This is a genomic window from Lentzea sp. NPDC092896, assembly GCF_044754905.1.
In the GTDB taxonomy this organism is placed as follows: Bacteria; Actinomycetota; Actinomycetes; order Mycobacteriales; family Pseudonocardiaceae; genus Lentzea.
This window is the reverse complement of record NZ_JBIVPX010000003.1, coordinates 819,497-833,496: the sequence shown is the minus strand read 5'-3', so window position 1 is coordinate 833,496 and position 14,000 is coordinate 819,497. Positions and strand designations below refer to the sequence as shown.

Below are 14,000 nucleotides of genomic sequence, written 5' to 3'. Positions count from 1 at the left end.
TTGCGCCCACATGCAGAACGGCCCGCGTCACTCCCCGGACGCGGGCCGTTCCGTCTTACCCCCTGGTGATCAGCGTCCCCCCGGAGCAGATCCCAGCCTTAAGACACCTCAGGACATCTGGATGTTGCCCCGACCCCCGAATGTCACTCGAATGCAGTAACGATCAGGCGCGGCGAGCGCAGCAGGTGCGCGTACGCCCGCCGCCCTAAGCTGATCGCCATGAGCGAGAAGCCGCAGGCCTCCGGCGAAAGCACCCTCACCGTCGTACTGGCCCTGCTGGTCAATCTGGCGATTGCGATCATGAAGGCCGTTGCGGGCGTTTTGACCGGTTCGGCCGCCATTCTCTCGGAGGCCGCCCACTCGGTGGCCGACACGTTCACCGAGGCGCTCCTGCTGACCGCCCTGCGCCGCTCGGACCGCCCTGCCGACCGCCGCCACCCGTTCGGCTACGGCAAGGAGCGCTACTTCTGGTCCCTGCTGGCCGCGGTCTCGATCTTCGCCTCCGGCGCGATGTTCGCGTTCTACGAAGGCTTCCGCACGGTCTTCGGTTCGCCAGAAGAGCAAACCCGGCCGTGGGTGGGCTATCTGGTGCTCGGCCTGGCGTTCGCACTCGAGTCGATCTCGTGGACGCAGGCGTTCCGGCAGGTCCGCTCCGAGTCCGCCGCACACGGCCGCGGTTTCTGGGACTTCCTGCGCGTGTCCGACGATCCGACGGTCAAGACCGTCTTCCTCGAGGACTCGGCCGCCCTCGTCGGCCTGCTGCTCGCGTTCGCGGGCCTCGGCCTGCACCAGCTGACCGGCTCGTCGGTGTGGGACGGCCTCGCTTCACTGGCGATCGGCGTGCTGCTGGCGTCGGTCGCCTACGTGCTGGCCCGCACCAACCGCGGCCTGCTGATCGGACGGCAGGCGGACCCGGTGATGGTGAAGGCGATCTGGCGCCGGCTGGGCGAGGTACCCGAGGTCGACGCCGTCGTGGACATCCTGACGATGCTCATCGGCACCGACCGCGTCCTGCTGTGCGCACGACTGGACTTCGACGACGCCCTGACCGCCCACCAGCTGGAAGACGCCTGCGTGCGCATCTCCGCGGAACTGCGCGCGGAGTTCCCTGACCTCGACGAGATCTTCCTGGAACCCGTCCCGCGCACCGATCCCGAACTGCGCCGCCGCGTGCTGGAGCGCTACGGGGACCTGAGCTAGCGGCGCGTGTCCGTGCGGCTGAAGTTAAGGTAGGCGCGGCTGGGCGTGGGCCCGCGCTGGCCCTGGTACCGGCTGCCGGCCTGCTTCGAACCGTACGGGTGCTCCGCCGGGCTCGACAGCTTGAACAGGCACAGCTGCCCGATCTTCATGCCGGGGTGCAGCGTGATGGGCAGGTTCGCGACGTTCGACAGCTCCAGCGTGATGTGCCCGGAGAAGCCGGGGTCGATGAACCCCGCCGTGGAGTGCGTCAGCAGCCCGAGCCGGCCGAGGCTGGACTTGCCTTCGAGCCGCCCGGCCAGATCGTCCGGCAGCGTCACCATCTCGTAGGTCGACCCGAGCACGAACTCGCCGGGGTGCAGCACGAACTGCTCGCCCTCGGGCGTCTCGACCAGGCTCGTCAGCTCGTCCTGCTGCTGCGAGGGGTCGATGTGGGTGTACTTGGTGTTGTTGAAGACCCGGAAGAACCGGTCCAGCCGCACGTCGATGCTCGACGGCTGAAGCATCTCGACGTCGAACGGGTCGAGAGCGAGACGGCCGGACTCGACCTCTTTGCGCAGATCCTGGTCACTCAGCAGCACCCGGACAGGCTAACCGAGTTGGCGTGGTTGGCGAGCCAGCACCGTGGGACGTCACGTTGCCGGTCTGCGTGCCGCCCTGTGTATGATCGGCGACGAGCTTGATCGCGCGGGTGTAGTTCATTGGTAGAACGACAGCTTCCCAAGCTGTAGAGGCGGGTTCGATTCCCGTCACCCGCTCCACCCGAAAGCCCTCCAGCTGGAGGGCTTTCGTCGTTTCCGGGTCAGCCAGGTCCGCACCAGGCTAGCTTCGGTCCATGGGGGTCACTACTTTCCGCAGGCCGGCGCTGCGCGTCAGCGTCCTGGTCATATCGGTGCTCGGGTACTTCGTCCTGGCGTTCCGGATCTACGACGTCGCGGACGGGCTGGCCGCGAACGCTCTCCTCGGGTTGCTCATCGGTCTGCTGACGGCGGCGGTGATCCAGACCTGGCGGCTGGCGGTGGTCGTGAGGTCGGACGGGGTTCTCGTGCGCAACTCGTGGCGTGACCAGTTCCTGCGGTGGGACGACATCCACGGCATCGACCACGAGAAGGGCCGCATCCAGCGCGTGTCGATCTTGATGACCGACGGCCGGGTCGTGCAGTGCGAGGCGATGCGCGGGTGGGCCACCAAGGACGAGCCGCACGCGAAGGCGCTCGTGCAGGCGGTCACCGAACGCCTTGCGGCGCGGGAACAGCAGGCCGGTTAGTCGACCGGCAGGCCCCACGGGCGGCGGTCCAGTTCCGCCCAGCCGCCGCCTCGGGCCAAGGCCGCTCGCACGCCGGCCACGTGGTCAGCGAAGGACGCCAGGTCGCCGTGCAGCAGTTCGGCGCGTTCCACGTCCAACGGGTGCGTGTCGTCGTGCCACAGGTCGACGGCGAACGAGGCGACGAACGACATCGACTGCAGCAACTGCAGAAGCGCCGTGGAAGGTCGCAGCGACTCGGCGAGGTAGGAAAGTCGGATCTCCTCGCAGACCTCGAGCAGCGAGCGGACCTGGCGGATGGCGTCGGCCGGTGTGCCGTCCCACGACGGGTCCGGCCACACGCGGTCGCTCAGCTCCAGCCAGAGCCGCCAGCCGGTGGCGAGTTCCGCGTCGTCTGCGGGAGACCACTTACCCATGCATCCACTGTGCATGGGAGGCGGGGAAGAGTCTCGTGACGATGACGCACGCCACGGCAACCAACGGGTCACACATACGTCCTGTAGCGCATGACGCGTTCCTGGCAAGGGCAGAGCGTGAAGAGCCTCGGGACCGGACTCGCCGTGGGCGTGGTCCTCACGGTGCTCGCCCTCCCCGCGCTCCAGTACGAGATCACCGATCACGCCAACCTGATCACGCGCGTGTTCGCCTACGGCTTCCTGCTGGTGCCCGTCGCGGTCGTCACGGTGCTGCGGAGTGAGTTCCCGGTGACGCAGACGACCGGGCTGGTCGCGGGTGCGACGGTGGTGCTGGCGTCCACGGCGCAGACCTACACCGGCACGCCCATGCCCTACGTGTGGCTCGCGGCGGCGACCCTGTTCGGGTGCGCCGCCGCGAGGATCATGCGGAACGAAAGGCTTACGCCTTCACCTTCTCCGGTTCCGGTTCATCGGAGTTGAGCGAGTCGAGCAGGATGTCGCGCTCGGTGTCGGGCTCCTTCTTCAGGAAGCCGATCGCCAGGTAGAGCACCAGCGAGAGCAGCAGCGGCCACGACACGAGCACGCCCTTGGTGACCCAGGCGGCCTTGTTCATCTGCTCGATGTAGAGGAACGCCCACATGCCCAGGCCGCCGATCACGGAGGCCATCGCCGCGGTCGAGCCGACCTTGCGGAACCACGGCAGCAGGCCGAGCATCAACGGGATCGCGATCGGGCCCATCGTGGCGGCGACCAGGTCGACCACCACCTTGAGCACGAAGCCCTGGCCTCCGGAGGCGATCGCGATGATCATGCTGATGCCGATGAAGGCGAACGTCGTGATGCGGGCCAGCAGCAGCTGGTTGTCCGCCGTGAACGTCTTCACCTTCTTCCAGATGTGCGGCAGCATGTCGCGGTTGATGACGGCGGCGATGACGTTCGCGTCCGACGACACCATGGCCATGGTGTGGGAGAAGAAGCCCGCCAGGACCAGGCCGATCATGCCCGCGGGCAGCATCTGCTTGCCCATCTCGATGTACGCGTTCTCCGCCTGAGCGCCTTCGAGGCCCGGCACGATCAGCGGCGCGGCCCACATCGGGAAGAACAGCACGAGCGGCCACACGAGCCACAGCGCGGACGAGAGCAGTGCCGAGCGCTTGGCCGCGAAGCCCGACGGCGCGGCCATGTACCGCTGCGCCAGGTTCCACATGCCGCCGTTGTACTCCAGCGTCTTGATCAGGAAGAGCGCCATGAGGAACGTCGACGTGTACGGGCCGGCGAGCGGGTCGCTGTGGCTCTCCGGGAGCTTGTCCCAGATCGTCACGGGGAAGTCCCAGCCGAGGCGGCCGGCGACGGCGAAGAGCATCGCGAAGCCCGCGGCGGCCTGGATGATGAACTGGCCGAAGTCGGTGAGCGCGTCGGCCCAGAGGCCGCCGAGCACCGAGTACAGCATCGTGACCAGGCCGATGATGATGATGCCCCAGGTGATCGGGACGCCGGCGAAGCCGCGCAGCAGGATCGAGACGGCCGCCCACTTGGCGGCGATGTCGACGACCTTGAGCAACGCGCCCGCGTAGGCCATGACCTGCTGGGTGGGCAGGTTGTAGCGCTTGGCCAGGTACTCGAGCGGCGACTTGACGTCGTGCTTCGAGCGCAGCCGGTTCCACCGCGGCGCGAACAGGAACGCACCGATGCCGACGCCGATGCCGATCGTCAATGACCACCACACGTAGACGGTGAGTCCGAGCCGGTACGCCTCAGAGGCGAACGCGACGAACATGACCGCGCTGTAGCCCGACATGTGGTGCGAGATGCCGGACAACCACCACGGCATCTTGCCGCCTGCCGTGAAGAAGTCGGCGATGTTGTGGACCCGCCCACGCGACCAGAGCCCGATGGCGACCATCACGAAGAAATAGCCGACAACCACGACCCAATCGAGGGTGCCCATGTGACCTCCTTGCGTGCACACACGTGTGCCCGCGAGAGCACCAGGCCTCATGGCGGCGGAACCTGGCACATCCGCACGGGATATGTGACGTAGGTCTTACGAGACTGTTGCCGTGGGGCGGAAGACCTTCGGCCGTCTTGAATCACATTCGTGACCCTTGTTCATACACATGAACCGTCTATTCCGCGTCACACGTCCGAGGGAACTACGTCACTCCTCTGGAAGCACGAACGGAGGTGCTGATGCTCCCGCCCAGCCGGCCTGCCCCCGGCGTCGCGCTGATCGATCCGGTGCCGCTCTACCGCGAAGGCCTGTCCGCCCTGATCAGGAGGACCCCAGGCCTGCGCTGGCTCGGTTCGACCGGCGATCTGCACGCTGCCGTTCGCCTGCACGAACGACTGCGTCCCGACGTGCTGCTCATCGACTCCGTGCTCGACCCGGTCGGCCACGTCGCCCGGCTGCTGGTCGAACGCGACCCGGCCCTGCTGGTCATCGGGCTGGTCCGCGACGCGCACTCGCACGCGAACTACGTGACGACGGCGTTAGAGGCAGGTGTCCGCGGCGTCGTACCGCGATCGGCCCAGCCGGAACAGATCGTCCGGGTGATCGCCGAGACCTTCCGTTCGCGCGGGTACGTGCACCCCGATCTGCGGCCGAAGGAACGGCCCATGCTGACCAAGCGCGAGTACGAGGTGCTCACGCTCATCGCCGACGGCCTGGAGAACCAGCAGGTCGCGAACGAGCTGATCCTCTCCGTGGAGACCGTGCGGACCCACGTGAAGGGCATCCTGCGCAAGCTCAGCGCACGCGACCGGACGCACGCGGTGTCGCTCGCCTACCGGTCAGGCCTGCTGATCGGCCGCCCAGCCGTGCTCGAGTAGCCCGAACACCTCGTCGGCCGCCCGTTCGCGGTCGGGCCGATCGAAGATCAGGTCCCGCGCCTCCAGGGCGAACCGGGCCAGCGCCGCGCACCTCACGTCGTCCTCGGGCGCACCGATGTCCGTGGCGATGACCTGCGCCAACGCCTCCTGATGACGCATCCACATCCGGTGCGCGTAAGTCCGCAACGCCGGCGTCGACCGCACCAGCCGCTGGAAGTCGGCGAACAGCGGGTGGTCGGCGTGCCCCTTGGCCGCCTCCACGAAGTGGTCGCGCAACGCCTGCGGGATCGACGTGCCGGCCGGCCGGTCGCGCACCGCGCCGAGCAGCGCGGACTCCTGCTCCTCGTCCTCGTCGAAGAGCAGCGACTCCTTGCTCGGGAAGTGCTTGAACAGCGTCGTCACCGACACGTCCGCGGTATCGGCGATCTCCTTGACACCCACGTCGTCGAACCCGCGCGCCATGAACAGCTCCAGCGCCGCGTCGGAGATCGACTGGCGGGTCTGCAGCTTCTTGCGCTCACGGCGGCCGAGTTCGGTCACCGCCAGATCCTAACTGAGAGTTGACTGAGTTGAAAAGTGTAGTGATTGCACTTTTGTAGTCGATACGCTTTCATGGGGACATGACCACACCACGCATCGCCATCGCAGGGGCCGGCATCGGCGGCCTCACCTGTGCCCGCGTTCTCCAGCTGCACGGCTTCGAGAACGTCACCGTCTTCGAGCGGGAGAGCTCGCCGGAGGCCCGCCAGCAGGGCGGCACCATCGATCTGCACGCCGGCAGCGGCCAGGAGGCCGTACGCGCCGCGGGTCTCTTCGAACAGTGGCGCGCACTCGCCCGCTTCGAGGGCCAGGAGCAGCGCAAGGTCGACCACGCCACGGCCGCGTTGGTCGAGCACGAACCAGCGGAGGGCGACTTCCGGCCGGAGATCGACCGCGGCCAGCTGCGCCGGCTCCTGCTCAACTCGCTCGCGCCGGGAACCGTCACCTGGGGCCTGGGCATCGACTCGGCGAAGCCGGGCGAGATCACCTTCCTGGACGGCTCCACCGCCACGTTCGACCTGGTCATCGGGGCGGACGGCGCCTGGTCGCGGGTCCGTCCCGCCCTGACGCAGGCCGTGCCGCTGTACACCGGCGTGATGTTCGTCGAGACCCGGCACGACAACGACGAACGACTGCTCGACCTCACCGGCCAGGGCACGATGGTCGCGGACGACGACGGCCTGATGCTCTGGGCTCAGCGCAACAGCGGCGATCACATCCGCGCGTATGCGTGCGCGCGAGCGAGCGAGGATTGGAAGCCCTCCAACGCCGACCTGAAGGAGCTCTACGCGGGCTGGCACCCGTCGCTGCTGGCGTTCCTCGACGGCGAGCTCATCCACCGTCCGCTGTACTCGCTGCCAGTGCCCCACGTCTGGGAGCACACGCCCGGCGTGACACTGCTCGGCGACGCCGCCCACCTGCAGCCTCCACTGGGCGTCGGGGCGAACCTCGCCATGCAGGACGCGGCCGAACTGGCGCTCGCGATCGCCGCGGACGGTGTCCGGGACGGGGTGCGGGCCTACGAATCCGTCATGTTGCCCCGCTCGGTGAGCTTCGCCGAACGAACGAATCCCGCACTGCTCGAGATGGTCCGCGAGCGCCCGGCGCGCGTCTGACCAGCACGGCAAGCCCAGGGGCCAGGGCTTCCGGCAGGCAACGCCCCGTCAGCGGTCGCCCGCCCGGACACAGCTGTCGGCCGCTCACGCCTGGCACACCGCACCTGCAGCACGCGTCTACCGCATGGCGTCCTGCCCACACAGCGCCTGCCGTGCGGTGTCCGAGACGAGGTGCGGGCCCCTGAACCTGTCATGCCGTCCCGCCCGCTGAGCAACTCCCCCAGATGACCCCCGGACGCCCGATACACGTCTGACCGGCCCTCATGCCCGATTCAGGTCACTCAGTGGACTGTCTACTTCGCCACCAGTGGGTGGTCGGCCTTGCCGGGGTTACTGTCGGGTAATACTCTGTTGTTACCGGTCAGTAGGCGACCCCGCCGCGACCCTGAGGAGTGAGCTGACGAGATGGGCCACTACAAGAGCAACGTCCGGGATCTCGAGTTCAACCTGTTCGAGGTCTTCAACGTGCAGGACCACCTCGGCACGGGGCCGTTCGAGCAGTCCGACGAGGACACGGCGCGCAGCGTGCTGGCCGAGGTGAAGAACCTCGCGGAGGGTGTCCTGGGGGACTCCTTCGTCGACGCCGACCGCAACCCGCCGGTGTTCGACCCGGCGACGCACTCGGCAACCCTGCCGGAGTCGCTGAAGAAGTCGTACCAGGCGGTGTGGGACGGCGAGTGGTACCGCCTGTTCCTGCCGAACGAGCTGGGCGGCTTCGGCACCCCGCCGTCCGTCACCTGGGCCGCGTCCGAGCTGCTGCTCGGGGCGAACCCGGCCGTCTACATGTACCTGGCCGGCCCGAGCTTCGCGACGGTCGTCTACAACAACGGCACCGAGCGCGACAAGCAGTGGGCGCAGCTGATGATCGACCGCGGCTGGGGCGCCACGATGGTGCTGACCGAGCCGGACGCCGGTTCCGACGTCGGCGCCGGCCGCACCAAGGCCTTCAAGCAGGAGGACGGTTCCTGGCACATCGACGGCGTGAAGCGCTTCATCACGTCGGCCGACCAGGACCTGACCGAGAACATCATGCACATGGTGCTCGCGCGTCCCGAGGGCGAAGGCGTCGAGGCGAGGCCGGGCACCAAGGGCCTGTCGCTCTTCCTGGTGCCGAAGTTCCACTTCGACCCGGAGTCCGGTGAGCTGGGCGAGCGCAACGGCGCCTTCGTCACCAACGTCGAGCACAAGATGGGCCTCAAGGCGTCCACCACGTGCGAGCTGACGTTCGGCCAGCACGGCGTGCCCGCCAAGGGCTGGCTGCTGGGCGAGGTGCACGACGGCATCGCGCAGATGTTCGACGTCATCGAGTACGCCCGCATGATGGTCGGCACCAAGGCCATCGCGACGCTGTCGACCGGTTACCTGAACGCGCTGTCCTACGCCAAGGAGCGCGTGCAGAGCGCCGACCTGACGCGCATGACGGACAAGACCGCGCCCCGCGTCACCATCACCAACCACCCCGACGTGCGCCGCAGCCTGATGCTGCAGAAGGCGTACGCCGAGGGCCTGCGCGCCGTGTACCTGTACACCGCGACGCAGCAGGACAAGGTGATGCTCGGCGGCGACGACGCCAAGCTGGCGGCCCAGGTCAACGACCTGCTGCTGCCGATCGTCAAGGGCGTCGGCTCGGAGCGCGCGTACGAGCAGCTGGCGCAGTCGCTGCAGACGCTGGGCGGTTCGGGCTTCCTTCAGGAGTACCCGATCGAGCAGTACATCCGCGACGCGAAGATCGACTCGCTGTACGAGGGCACCACGGCCATCCAGTCGCTGGACTTCTTCTTCCGGAAGATCATCCGCGACAAGGGCCAGGCGCTCACGTTCATCAACGGCGAGATCCAGAAGTTCCTCGACAACGAGGGCGGCAACGGTCGCCTGAAGGAGGAGCGGGCGCTGCTCAAGCAGGGTCTCGAAGACCTGCAGGGGATGCTCGGCGCGCTGGTCGGGTTCCTGACCACCTCGCAGGAGGACGTCCGCAACCTCTACAAGGTCGGCCAGAACTCGGTCCGCCTGCTGATGACCGCGGGTGACGTCCTCGTCGGCTGGCTGCTCCTGCGCCAGGCCGAGGTCGCGCTGGAGAAGCTCGGTGGCACGCCGTCCGCCAAGGACAAGGCGTTCTACGAGGGCAAGATCGCCGTGGCGTCGTTCTTCGCGAAGACCGTGCTGCCGGAGCTCACCTCGCGCCGCAAGATCGCCGAGTCCACGGACAACGCGCTGATGGACATCGACGAGAGCGTTTTCTAGAACGCCTCACGGACGACGGGTCCGCGCATCCCCTGCCCGGGGTGCGCGGACCCGTTTTTCATCGCGTCACAAGAGCATCGGGCCGATGGCGGCGCCGACGTTGAACGCGGCGGTCGCGTAGGAACCGGCCATCGTGGGTGCCCCTGACGCGTGGTGCAGCACGCGCGCGATCAACGTGCTGCCGACCGCGAACGACAGCGCGCCGAGCACCAAGACCAGTGCCAGCAACGCGATCGGCTCCCTTCCGAGCACGTCGAGGCTCACCCAGCCGGCGAGCACCAACGGCCCGCCGAACGCCACGACAGGCCGTGGCGAGGTGTCCGCGAGCCTGCCGCCGATGGCGACGCCGAGGAACGAGCCGACGCCGAACAGCACCAGCGCGACCGGCACCCACCACTCGCTCAGCCCGGCGACGTCCGTCACCACCGGCGCGAGGAACGTGAAGTGGCCGAACGTCACCGCGTTCACGAGGACCGCGAGAGCGATGACCAACGCCAGCCTCGGCTTGACCAGTTCGGCGAGTTCCGGACGCAACGCCGGTGGCGCGACATGCTCCCGGTGCGCCGGAATCCCTTGCAGCACACCGATCGCGGCCGGCACGCAGAGCACGGCGACCGCGAGGAACGTGGCACGCCAGCCGAGCGCGGTACCGAGCAACGCTCCTCCCGGCACACCGGCGATCGTGGCCACCGTCGTGCCGGACAGCAGCACGGCGAGCGCCCGTCCACGTCGTTGCGGCGGCACGAGCGCGGCGGCCGTTGTCAGTGCCACAGCGAGAAACCCGGCGTTCGCGAGCGCGGCAAGCACCCTGGACGCCAGCAACACCGCGAAACTCGTCGTGGCGGCACCGGCCACGTGCGCGACCAGGAACACGACGACGAACCCGAACAGGCTCAGGCGCGGCGACCAGGTGCGGGCGAGCACCGCCATCAGCGGCGCTCCGACGGCCATGCCCGCGGCGAACGCGGAGGTGAGCAGGCCCGCGGTGCCGACGGACACGTCGAAGTCGGCGGCGATGGCGGGCAACAGCCCGGAGAGCATGAACTCGGAAGTGCCCATGGCGAACACGGCCAGGGCAAGCAGGTACAGCGAGAAAGGCACGGAGGAGCTCCGAGGGATGAAGGGTTTTCGGGGCTGACGGTTAGACCGCAGACCCGACCCTGGATGCCTCAGGACTCGACATGACCGGCACGCTAGCGCGATCACCTCACCAGATGCAGCTTGATTTCGTTGTCAGTTGACAGTCCCTCGTTCGGAATCAAAGATTGGCCGGTGTTCCTGTACCTGCTGATGGTGTGCGCGATCGCCGGCGTCGTGGCGCTCGCGACGGTCGTCCTGCGCCGTCTGAAGAACCGGCAGGTCCGCCAGGACGAGCTGTGGTTCGGGTACCAGCGGCACATGAACGAGCTGCGCGACGCATCGCCGGGAGCAGAGCTGGCGAGCGTCGCGCAGGTGTACCAACGAGCGGGGAGCGGCACCAAGGCCGTGATCGCGTGGCAGCGGACAGGGGTCGAGCAGGACTCCTGGTTCGAGGCGATGAACCCGGATCCGGGGGATCTCCTGCTGCTGCGGGGAAGTCCCGGCTGGGGTCCGGACAACACCAGCCCCAACGTCTTCTACGTGGCGGCGGGGCAGGTCCTGGCGTCGATGACGGTGGAGGCGCAGGCGGCCGCGGCCCGGCATCGGCACAGGCTCGCGGCCACCGGCATCACTCCTTGAGCGCCCGCGCGGCGGCGAAGCAGTAGAAGCCGAACGCGGCGATGCCGATCGCCACCGCGGACAGCAGGAACATGCCGTAAGGCTGTGCCGCCAACGTCTTCAGGGCCTTGTCCATGCCACCGGACTGCTCGGGGTCCGCGTTGATCGCGGCGAGCCCGACGAGGACACCGATCACGCCGTACGCGGCGCCCTTGCCGATCCAGCCGACCCTGCCGACCGGTTCGATCCACTTCGGAGCCCGACTCATGTCGAGGTCCTTCTCGAAGGACTTCTTGATGCCCTTGTAGATGATCACGCCAGCGATGGCGAGAATGCCGATCGCCACGGCGCCGACGAGGAACTGGCCGGCGGGCAGGGCGAGCACCTGCGCCGTCAGTTCTTGCTGCTGCTGGTTCTGGTCACCGCCGCCGCCGGAGCCCGTCGCGTACTTGAAGGCACCCAGCGCGATACCGGTCGCCGTGACGGCGCGGGCCGCGGACCCGATGCGCTTGGAGATCCGCTTCCGCTTCTTCCCGATGTACGTGTACCCCACGAACGCGAGAAGCAGCTGCCACAGCGCGAAGAACACGAGCCCGATGCCCAGCGTCCACAGCAGCCACACGCCGCCCTGGGCGATGTCGCTGACCGCGCCCTTCGAGTCGGCCTGTTCGGAGTCACCGAACGCGACCTGGATCGCAAGCCACGCCACAAGGACGTGCACGACCCCGTACAACACCATTCCCGCGCGTCCGAGCGTCTGGACGACGGGGTGTCTTCGCGCTTCCTGCGCAACAGTGGCCACGAAGGGGTGAATACCCCCGCGTGGCCACCGTGAACCTGAATGTTGCTCAGCCGCCGGGCGGCGGCTCACAGATGATCTTGAACTGCGGGTCGTAGCGGACCGTGCGCGACTCGTTGCGGGACTGGCCGGAGCGGCGGTCCGTGATCGTGCGGGTGTCCGTCACCGAGAAGCCGGGGGCACCGTTGCTCGGCGCGCAGCCGGCCTTGCTGACCTTCTTCTCCTGCGGCTGGGTGGGGTTGAAGTCGCCACTGGTGGAGCCGGTGACGTCGTAGTTCTTGGTGCCCCAGAGCACGATCTTGATCGACGAACCGGTCCAGATCGTCTGGATCGCGACGCCCGTGTCGTCCGGGTTCGTGAACGCGATGTCGATCAGGCTGTTGCCCGCGTTGTCCATGAACACGGTGGCCTCGCGGCCCTTCGGGTACCGCGTGATCCAGTAGCTGTGCTCCCTGTGGCCCGCGTCCTTCATGCCCGCGTAGTAGTACGCGTTGTAGAGCGTGGTCGCGAACTGCGAGATGCCGCCACCGACCGCCATGCCGGGGATGCCGTTCTCGATGATGCCCGCCTCGACGTAGCCCTGCGCGGTACCGCGGGGGCCCGTGTACTTGTTGAGGCTGAACGTCTCCTTGGGCTTCACGATCGCGCCGTTGACCTTCTCGGCGACCACCCGGATGTTGACGCCGGAGGCGGCGGCGAAGCCACCGGTCTGGAACTCGCCGATGACCTCCTTGATGCCCATCTTGTTCGCCTGCTCGGTGGTGACCTTCGCGGGCGTGTGCTTGTACTCGAACTTGACCTCGCGCGCGTCCGTCTTCTTCAGCGTGTCGAAGTAGGGCTGGAGGTTCTTGTCCCAGTCGAGGTCGAGGCCGTCCACCGACGGCTTGACCGTCGGCTTGCCGCCCTCGAAGACGATCTCGGCGTCCTTGCCCTCCTTGACCGTGTCCTTGAGCTGCGGCGCGGTCACCTCGGCGAGCTTGTCCTTGTTCGGCGTGACGTTCAGCGCGCCGCCCTCGCCGGGAGCGAAGGCCAGCGTGGCCCCGATCTGCTCCGGCGAGAGCGTCGCGTCCTTGCCCTCGCCCTTGATGACGACAGGACCGGAGACCGCGGTCTTCACGACGTCGTTGAGCGCCTTCTCGACGCCCTCCTTGGTCGTCTTGACGGCGGTGAAGTCCATCGGGACCTCGACCGGGTTGCCGGACGCCCAGTTCGCGACGACGGCACCGGCCGCGTCCTCGGCCTTGAGCTTCTGGCCGTCGTGCGGGTCGACGGCGACGGGCTTCGCGCCCTCGAACTTGATGGTGCCCTCGATCGGCTCGTGGTCGAGCTTGGGGCGCAGGGCCTCGAGCGCGCCGGAGACCTTCGCGTCGTCCGCCTTCGTCGCGACACCGACCTCGCGGCTGGTGAAGAACGAGGTGACGCGCGTGATCGGGCTCAGCGGCTGGCTGCCCGCACGGTCGATCGTGCCGTTCCAGTCGAGCTCCAGACCCGCGGACTTGGGGTCGAGCTCGGCGGTGACGTCGCCGGCCTTGAGCGCGACGGGCTTGTCGAGGCGCGGGCCGATCTCGTCACGCAGCTTCTTCTCGGCGTCGGCGTGGCTCAGACCGCCGACGTCGACACCCGCCACCGTCACGCCGCGCGGCACGTTGCCGCTGGAAACGAGGATGTCGAGGCCGTAGAGCAGGCCGAAGGCGCCGACCACGGCCGCGGCCACGATGACCGCCCGCTTCCGGTTGAACTTCGGCTGGGCCTCGTCCTCGCCGGGCTCGATCATCACCGGCCCGTAGACACCGGAGTCCTCCGGCCGCGGTTCCGGTGGCAGCACCGGCCTCATGTACTCGGTGGCGTCCTCGCTGGCCGGGTACCCGACACCGGGCACGGCAGCGGTGACGGTCGGCTCG

General features: G+C 68.0%; 13 protein-coding genes, 1 tRNA gene and 1 pseudogene. 8 read left to right on the top strand and 7 right to left on the bottom strand.

The features are described 5' to 3' along the window. Window positions 1-219: 219 nt before the first annotated feature. Window positions 220-1,200 carry a cation diffusion facilitator family transporter gene (locus ACIQF0_RS19850; protein ID WP_401031158.1) on the top strand — a complete coding sequence of 327 codons (981 nt, stop codon included), beginning with the start codon at window positions 220-222 and terminating at the stop codon, window positions 1,198-1,200. On the opposite strand, the gene dcd is transcribed toward ACIQF0_RS19850, so the two are convergent. After that, window positions 1,197-1,778 (bottom strand): dCTP deaminase, encoded by a 582-nt coding sequence (dcd, locus tag ACIQF0_RS19845; protein WP_093595475.1) that lies wholly within the window; start codon window positions 1,776-1,778, stop codon window positions 1,197-1,199. The two genes, ACIQF0_RS19850 and dcd, sit on opposite strands and share 4 nt — an antisense overlap. 106 nt (window positions 1,779-1,884) lie before the next feature. Between dcd and ACIQF0_RS19840 the strand changes: the two genes are divergently transcribed. Both ACIQF0_RS19840 and ACIQF0_RS19835 read left to right on the top strand, forming a co-directional pair. Next, a tRNA-Gly gene (locus ACIQF0_RS19840) sits at window positions 1,885-1,958 on the top strand. Between the two features lie 74 nt (window positions 1,959-2,032). Further along, entirely contained in the window at window positions 2,033-2,464 is a 432-nt protein-coding gene (locus tag ACIQF0_RS19835; protein WP_401031156.1) for a PH domain-containing protein, read from the top strand. Here the strand turns inward: ACIQF0_RS19835 and ACIQF0_RS19830 are convergent. Further along, window positions 2,461-2,877, bottom strand: a complete 417-nt coding sequence (locus ACIQF0_RS19830) for a hypothetical protein (protein ID WP_360040630.1) — start codon at window positions 2,875-2,877, stop codon at window positions 2,461-2,463. The genes ACIQF0_RS19835 and ACIQF0_RS19830 overlap by 4 nt on opposite strands. A 117-nt stretch (window positions 2,878-2,994) precedes the next feature. Here ACIQF0_RS19830 and ACIQF0_RS19825 point away from each other — a divergent pair, with 117 nt between their 5' ends. After that, window positions 2,995-3,357: a hypothetical protein gene (locus tag ACIQF0_RS19825; protein WP_360040628.1), complete on the top strand. Its 363-nt coding sequence runs from the start codon at window positions 2,995-2,997 to the stop codon at window positions 3,355-3,357. On the opposite strand, the gene ACIQF0_RS19820 is transcribed toward ACIQF0_RS19825, so the two are convergent. Beyond that, complete coding sequence (locus tag ACIQF0_RS19820; RefSeq protein ID WP_360040625.1) at window positions 3,317-4,825, bottom strand: sodium:solute symporter family protein; 1,509 nt, start codon at window positions 4,823-4,825, stop codon at window positions 3,317-3,319. The two genes, ACIQF0_RS19825 and ACIQF0_RS19820, sit on opposite strands and share 41 nt — an antisense overlap. Before the next feature lie 242 nt (window positions 4,826-5,067). Between ACIQF0_RS19820 and ACIQF0_RS19815 the strand changes: the two genes are divergently transcribed. Continuing rightward, the gene (locus ACIQF0_RS19815; RefSeq protein WP_360040622.1) at window positions 5,068-5,706 is read left to right on the top strand and encodes a response regulator transcription factor; all 639 of its coding nucleotides are present in this window, start codon (window positions 5,068-5,070) and stop codon (window positions 5,704-5,706) included. Here ACIQF0_RS19815 and ACIQF0_RS19810 read toward each other — a convergent pair. Continuing rightward, complete coding sequence (locus ACIQF0_RS19810; RefSeq protein ID WP_401031152.1) at window positions 5,668-6,246, bottom strand: TetR/AcrR family transcriptional regulator; 579 nt, start codon at window positions 6,244-6,246, stop codon at window positions 5,668-5,670. The genes ACIQF0_RS19815 and ACIQF0_RS19810 overlap by 39 nt on opposite strands. Window positions 6,247-6,326: 80 nt before the next feature. Here ACIQF0_RS19810 and ACIQF0_RS19805 point away from each other — a divergent pair, with 80 nt between their 5' ends. Together ACIQF0_RS19805 and ACIQF0_RS19800 are read left to right on the top strand one after the other, a co-directional pair. Beyond that, window positions 6,327-7,361 (top strand): FAD-dependent oxidoreductase, encoded by a 1,035-nt coding sequence (locus tag ACIQF0_RS19805; protein ID WP_401031150.1) that lies wholly within the window; start codon window positions 6,327-6,329, stop codon window positions 7,359-7,361. Between the two features lie 405 nt (window positions 7,362-7,766). After that, a complete protein-coding gene (locus tag ACIQF0_RS19800) occupies window positions 7,767-9,602 on the top strand; it encodes an acyl-CoA dehydrogenase (RefSeq protein ID WP_401031149.1) in 1,836 nt (611 codons plus the stop codon). Window positions 9,603-9,674: 72 nt separating this feature from the next. Here the strand turns inward: ACIQF0_RS19800 and ACIQF0_RS19795 are convergent. Next, window positions 9,675-10,703: pseudogene (locus tag ACIQF0_RS19795) on the bottom strand (Cmx/CmrA family chloramphenicol efflux MFS transporter); the annotation flags it as partial. A gap of 171 nt (window positions 10,704-10,874) precedes the next feature. On the opposite strand from ACIQF0_RS19795, the gene ACIQF0_RS19790 reads away from it, so the two are divergent. Continuing rightward, complete coding sequence (locus ACIQF0_RS19790) at window positions 10,875-11,321, top strand: hypothetical protein (protein WP_401031147.1); 447 nt, start codon at window positions 10,875-10,877, stop codon at window positions 11,319-11,321. Here ACIQF0_RS19790 and ACIQF0_RS19785 read toward each other — a convergent pair. Both ACIQF0_RS19785 and ACIQF0_RS19780 read right to left on the bottom strand, forming a co-directional pair. Further along, window positions 11,311-12,102, bottom strand: a complete 792-nt coding sequence (locus ACIQF0_RS19785; protein WP_401031145.1) for a DUF1206 domain-containing protein — start codon at window positions 12,100-12,102, stop codon at window positions 11,311-11,313. The genes ACIQF0_RS19790 and ACIQF0_RS19785 overlap by 11 nt on opposite strands. Before the next feature lie 46 nt (window positions 12,103-12,148). Further along, entirely contained in the window at window positions 12,149-13,933 is a 1,785-nt protein-coding gene (locus tag ACIQF0_RS19780) for a VanW family protein (protein ID WP_401031490.1), read from the bottom strand. Window positions 13,934-14,000 lie beyond the last annotated feature (67 nt).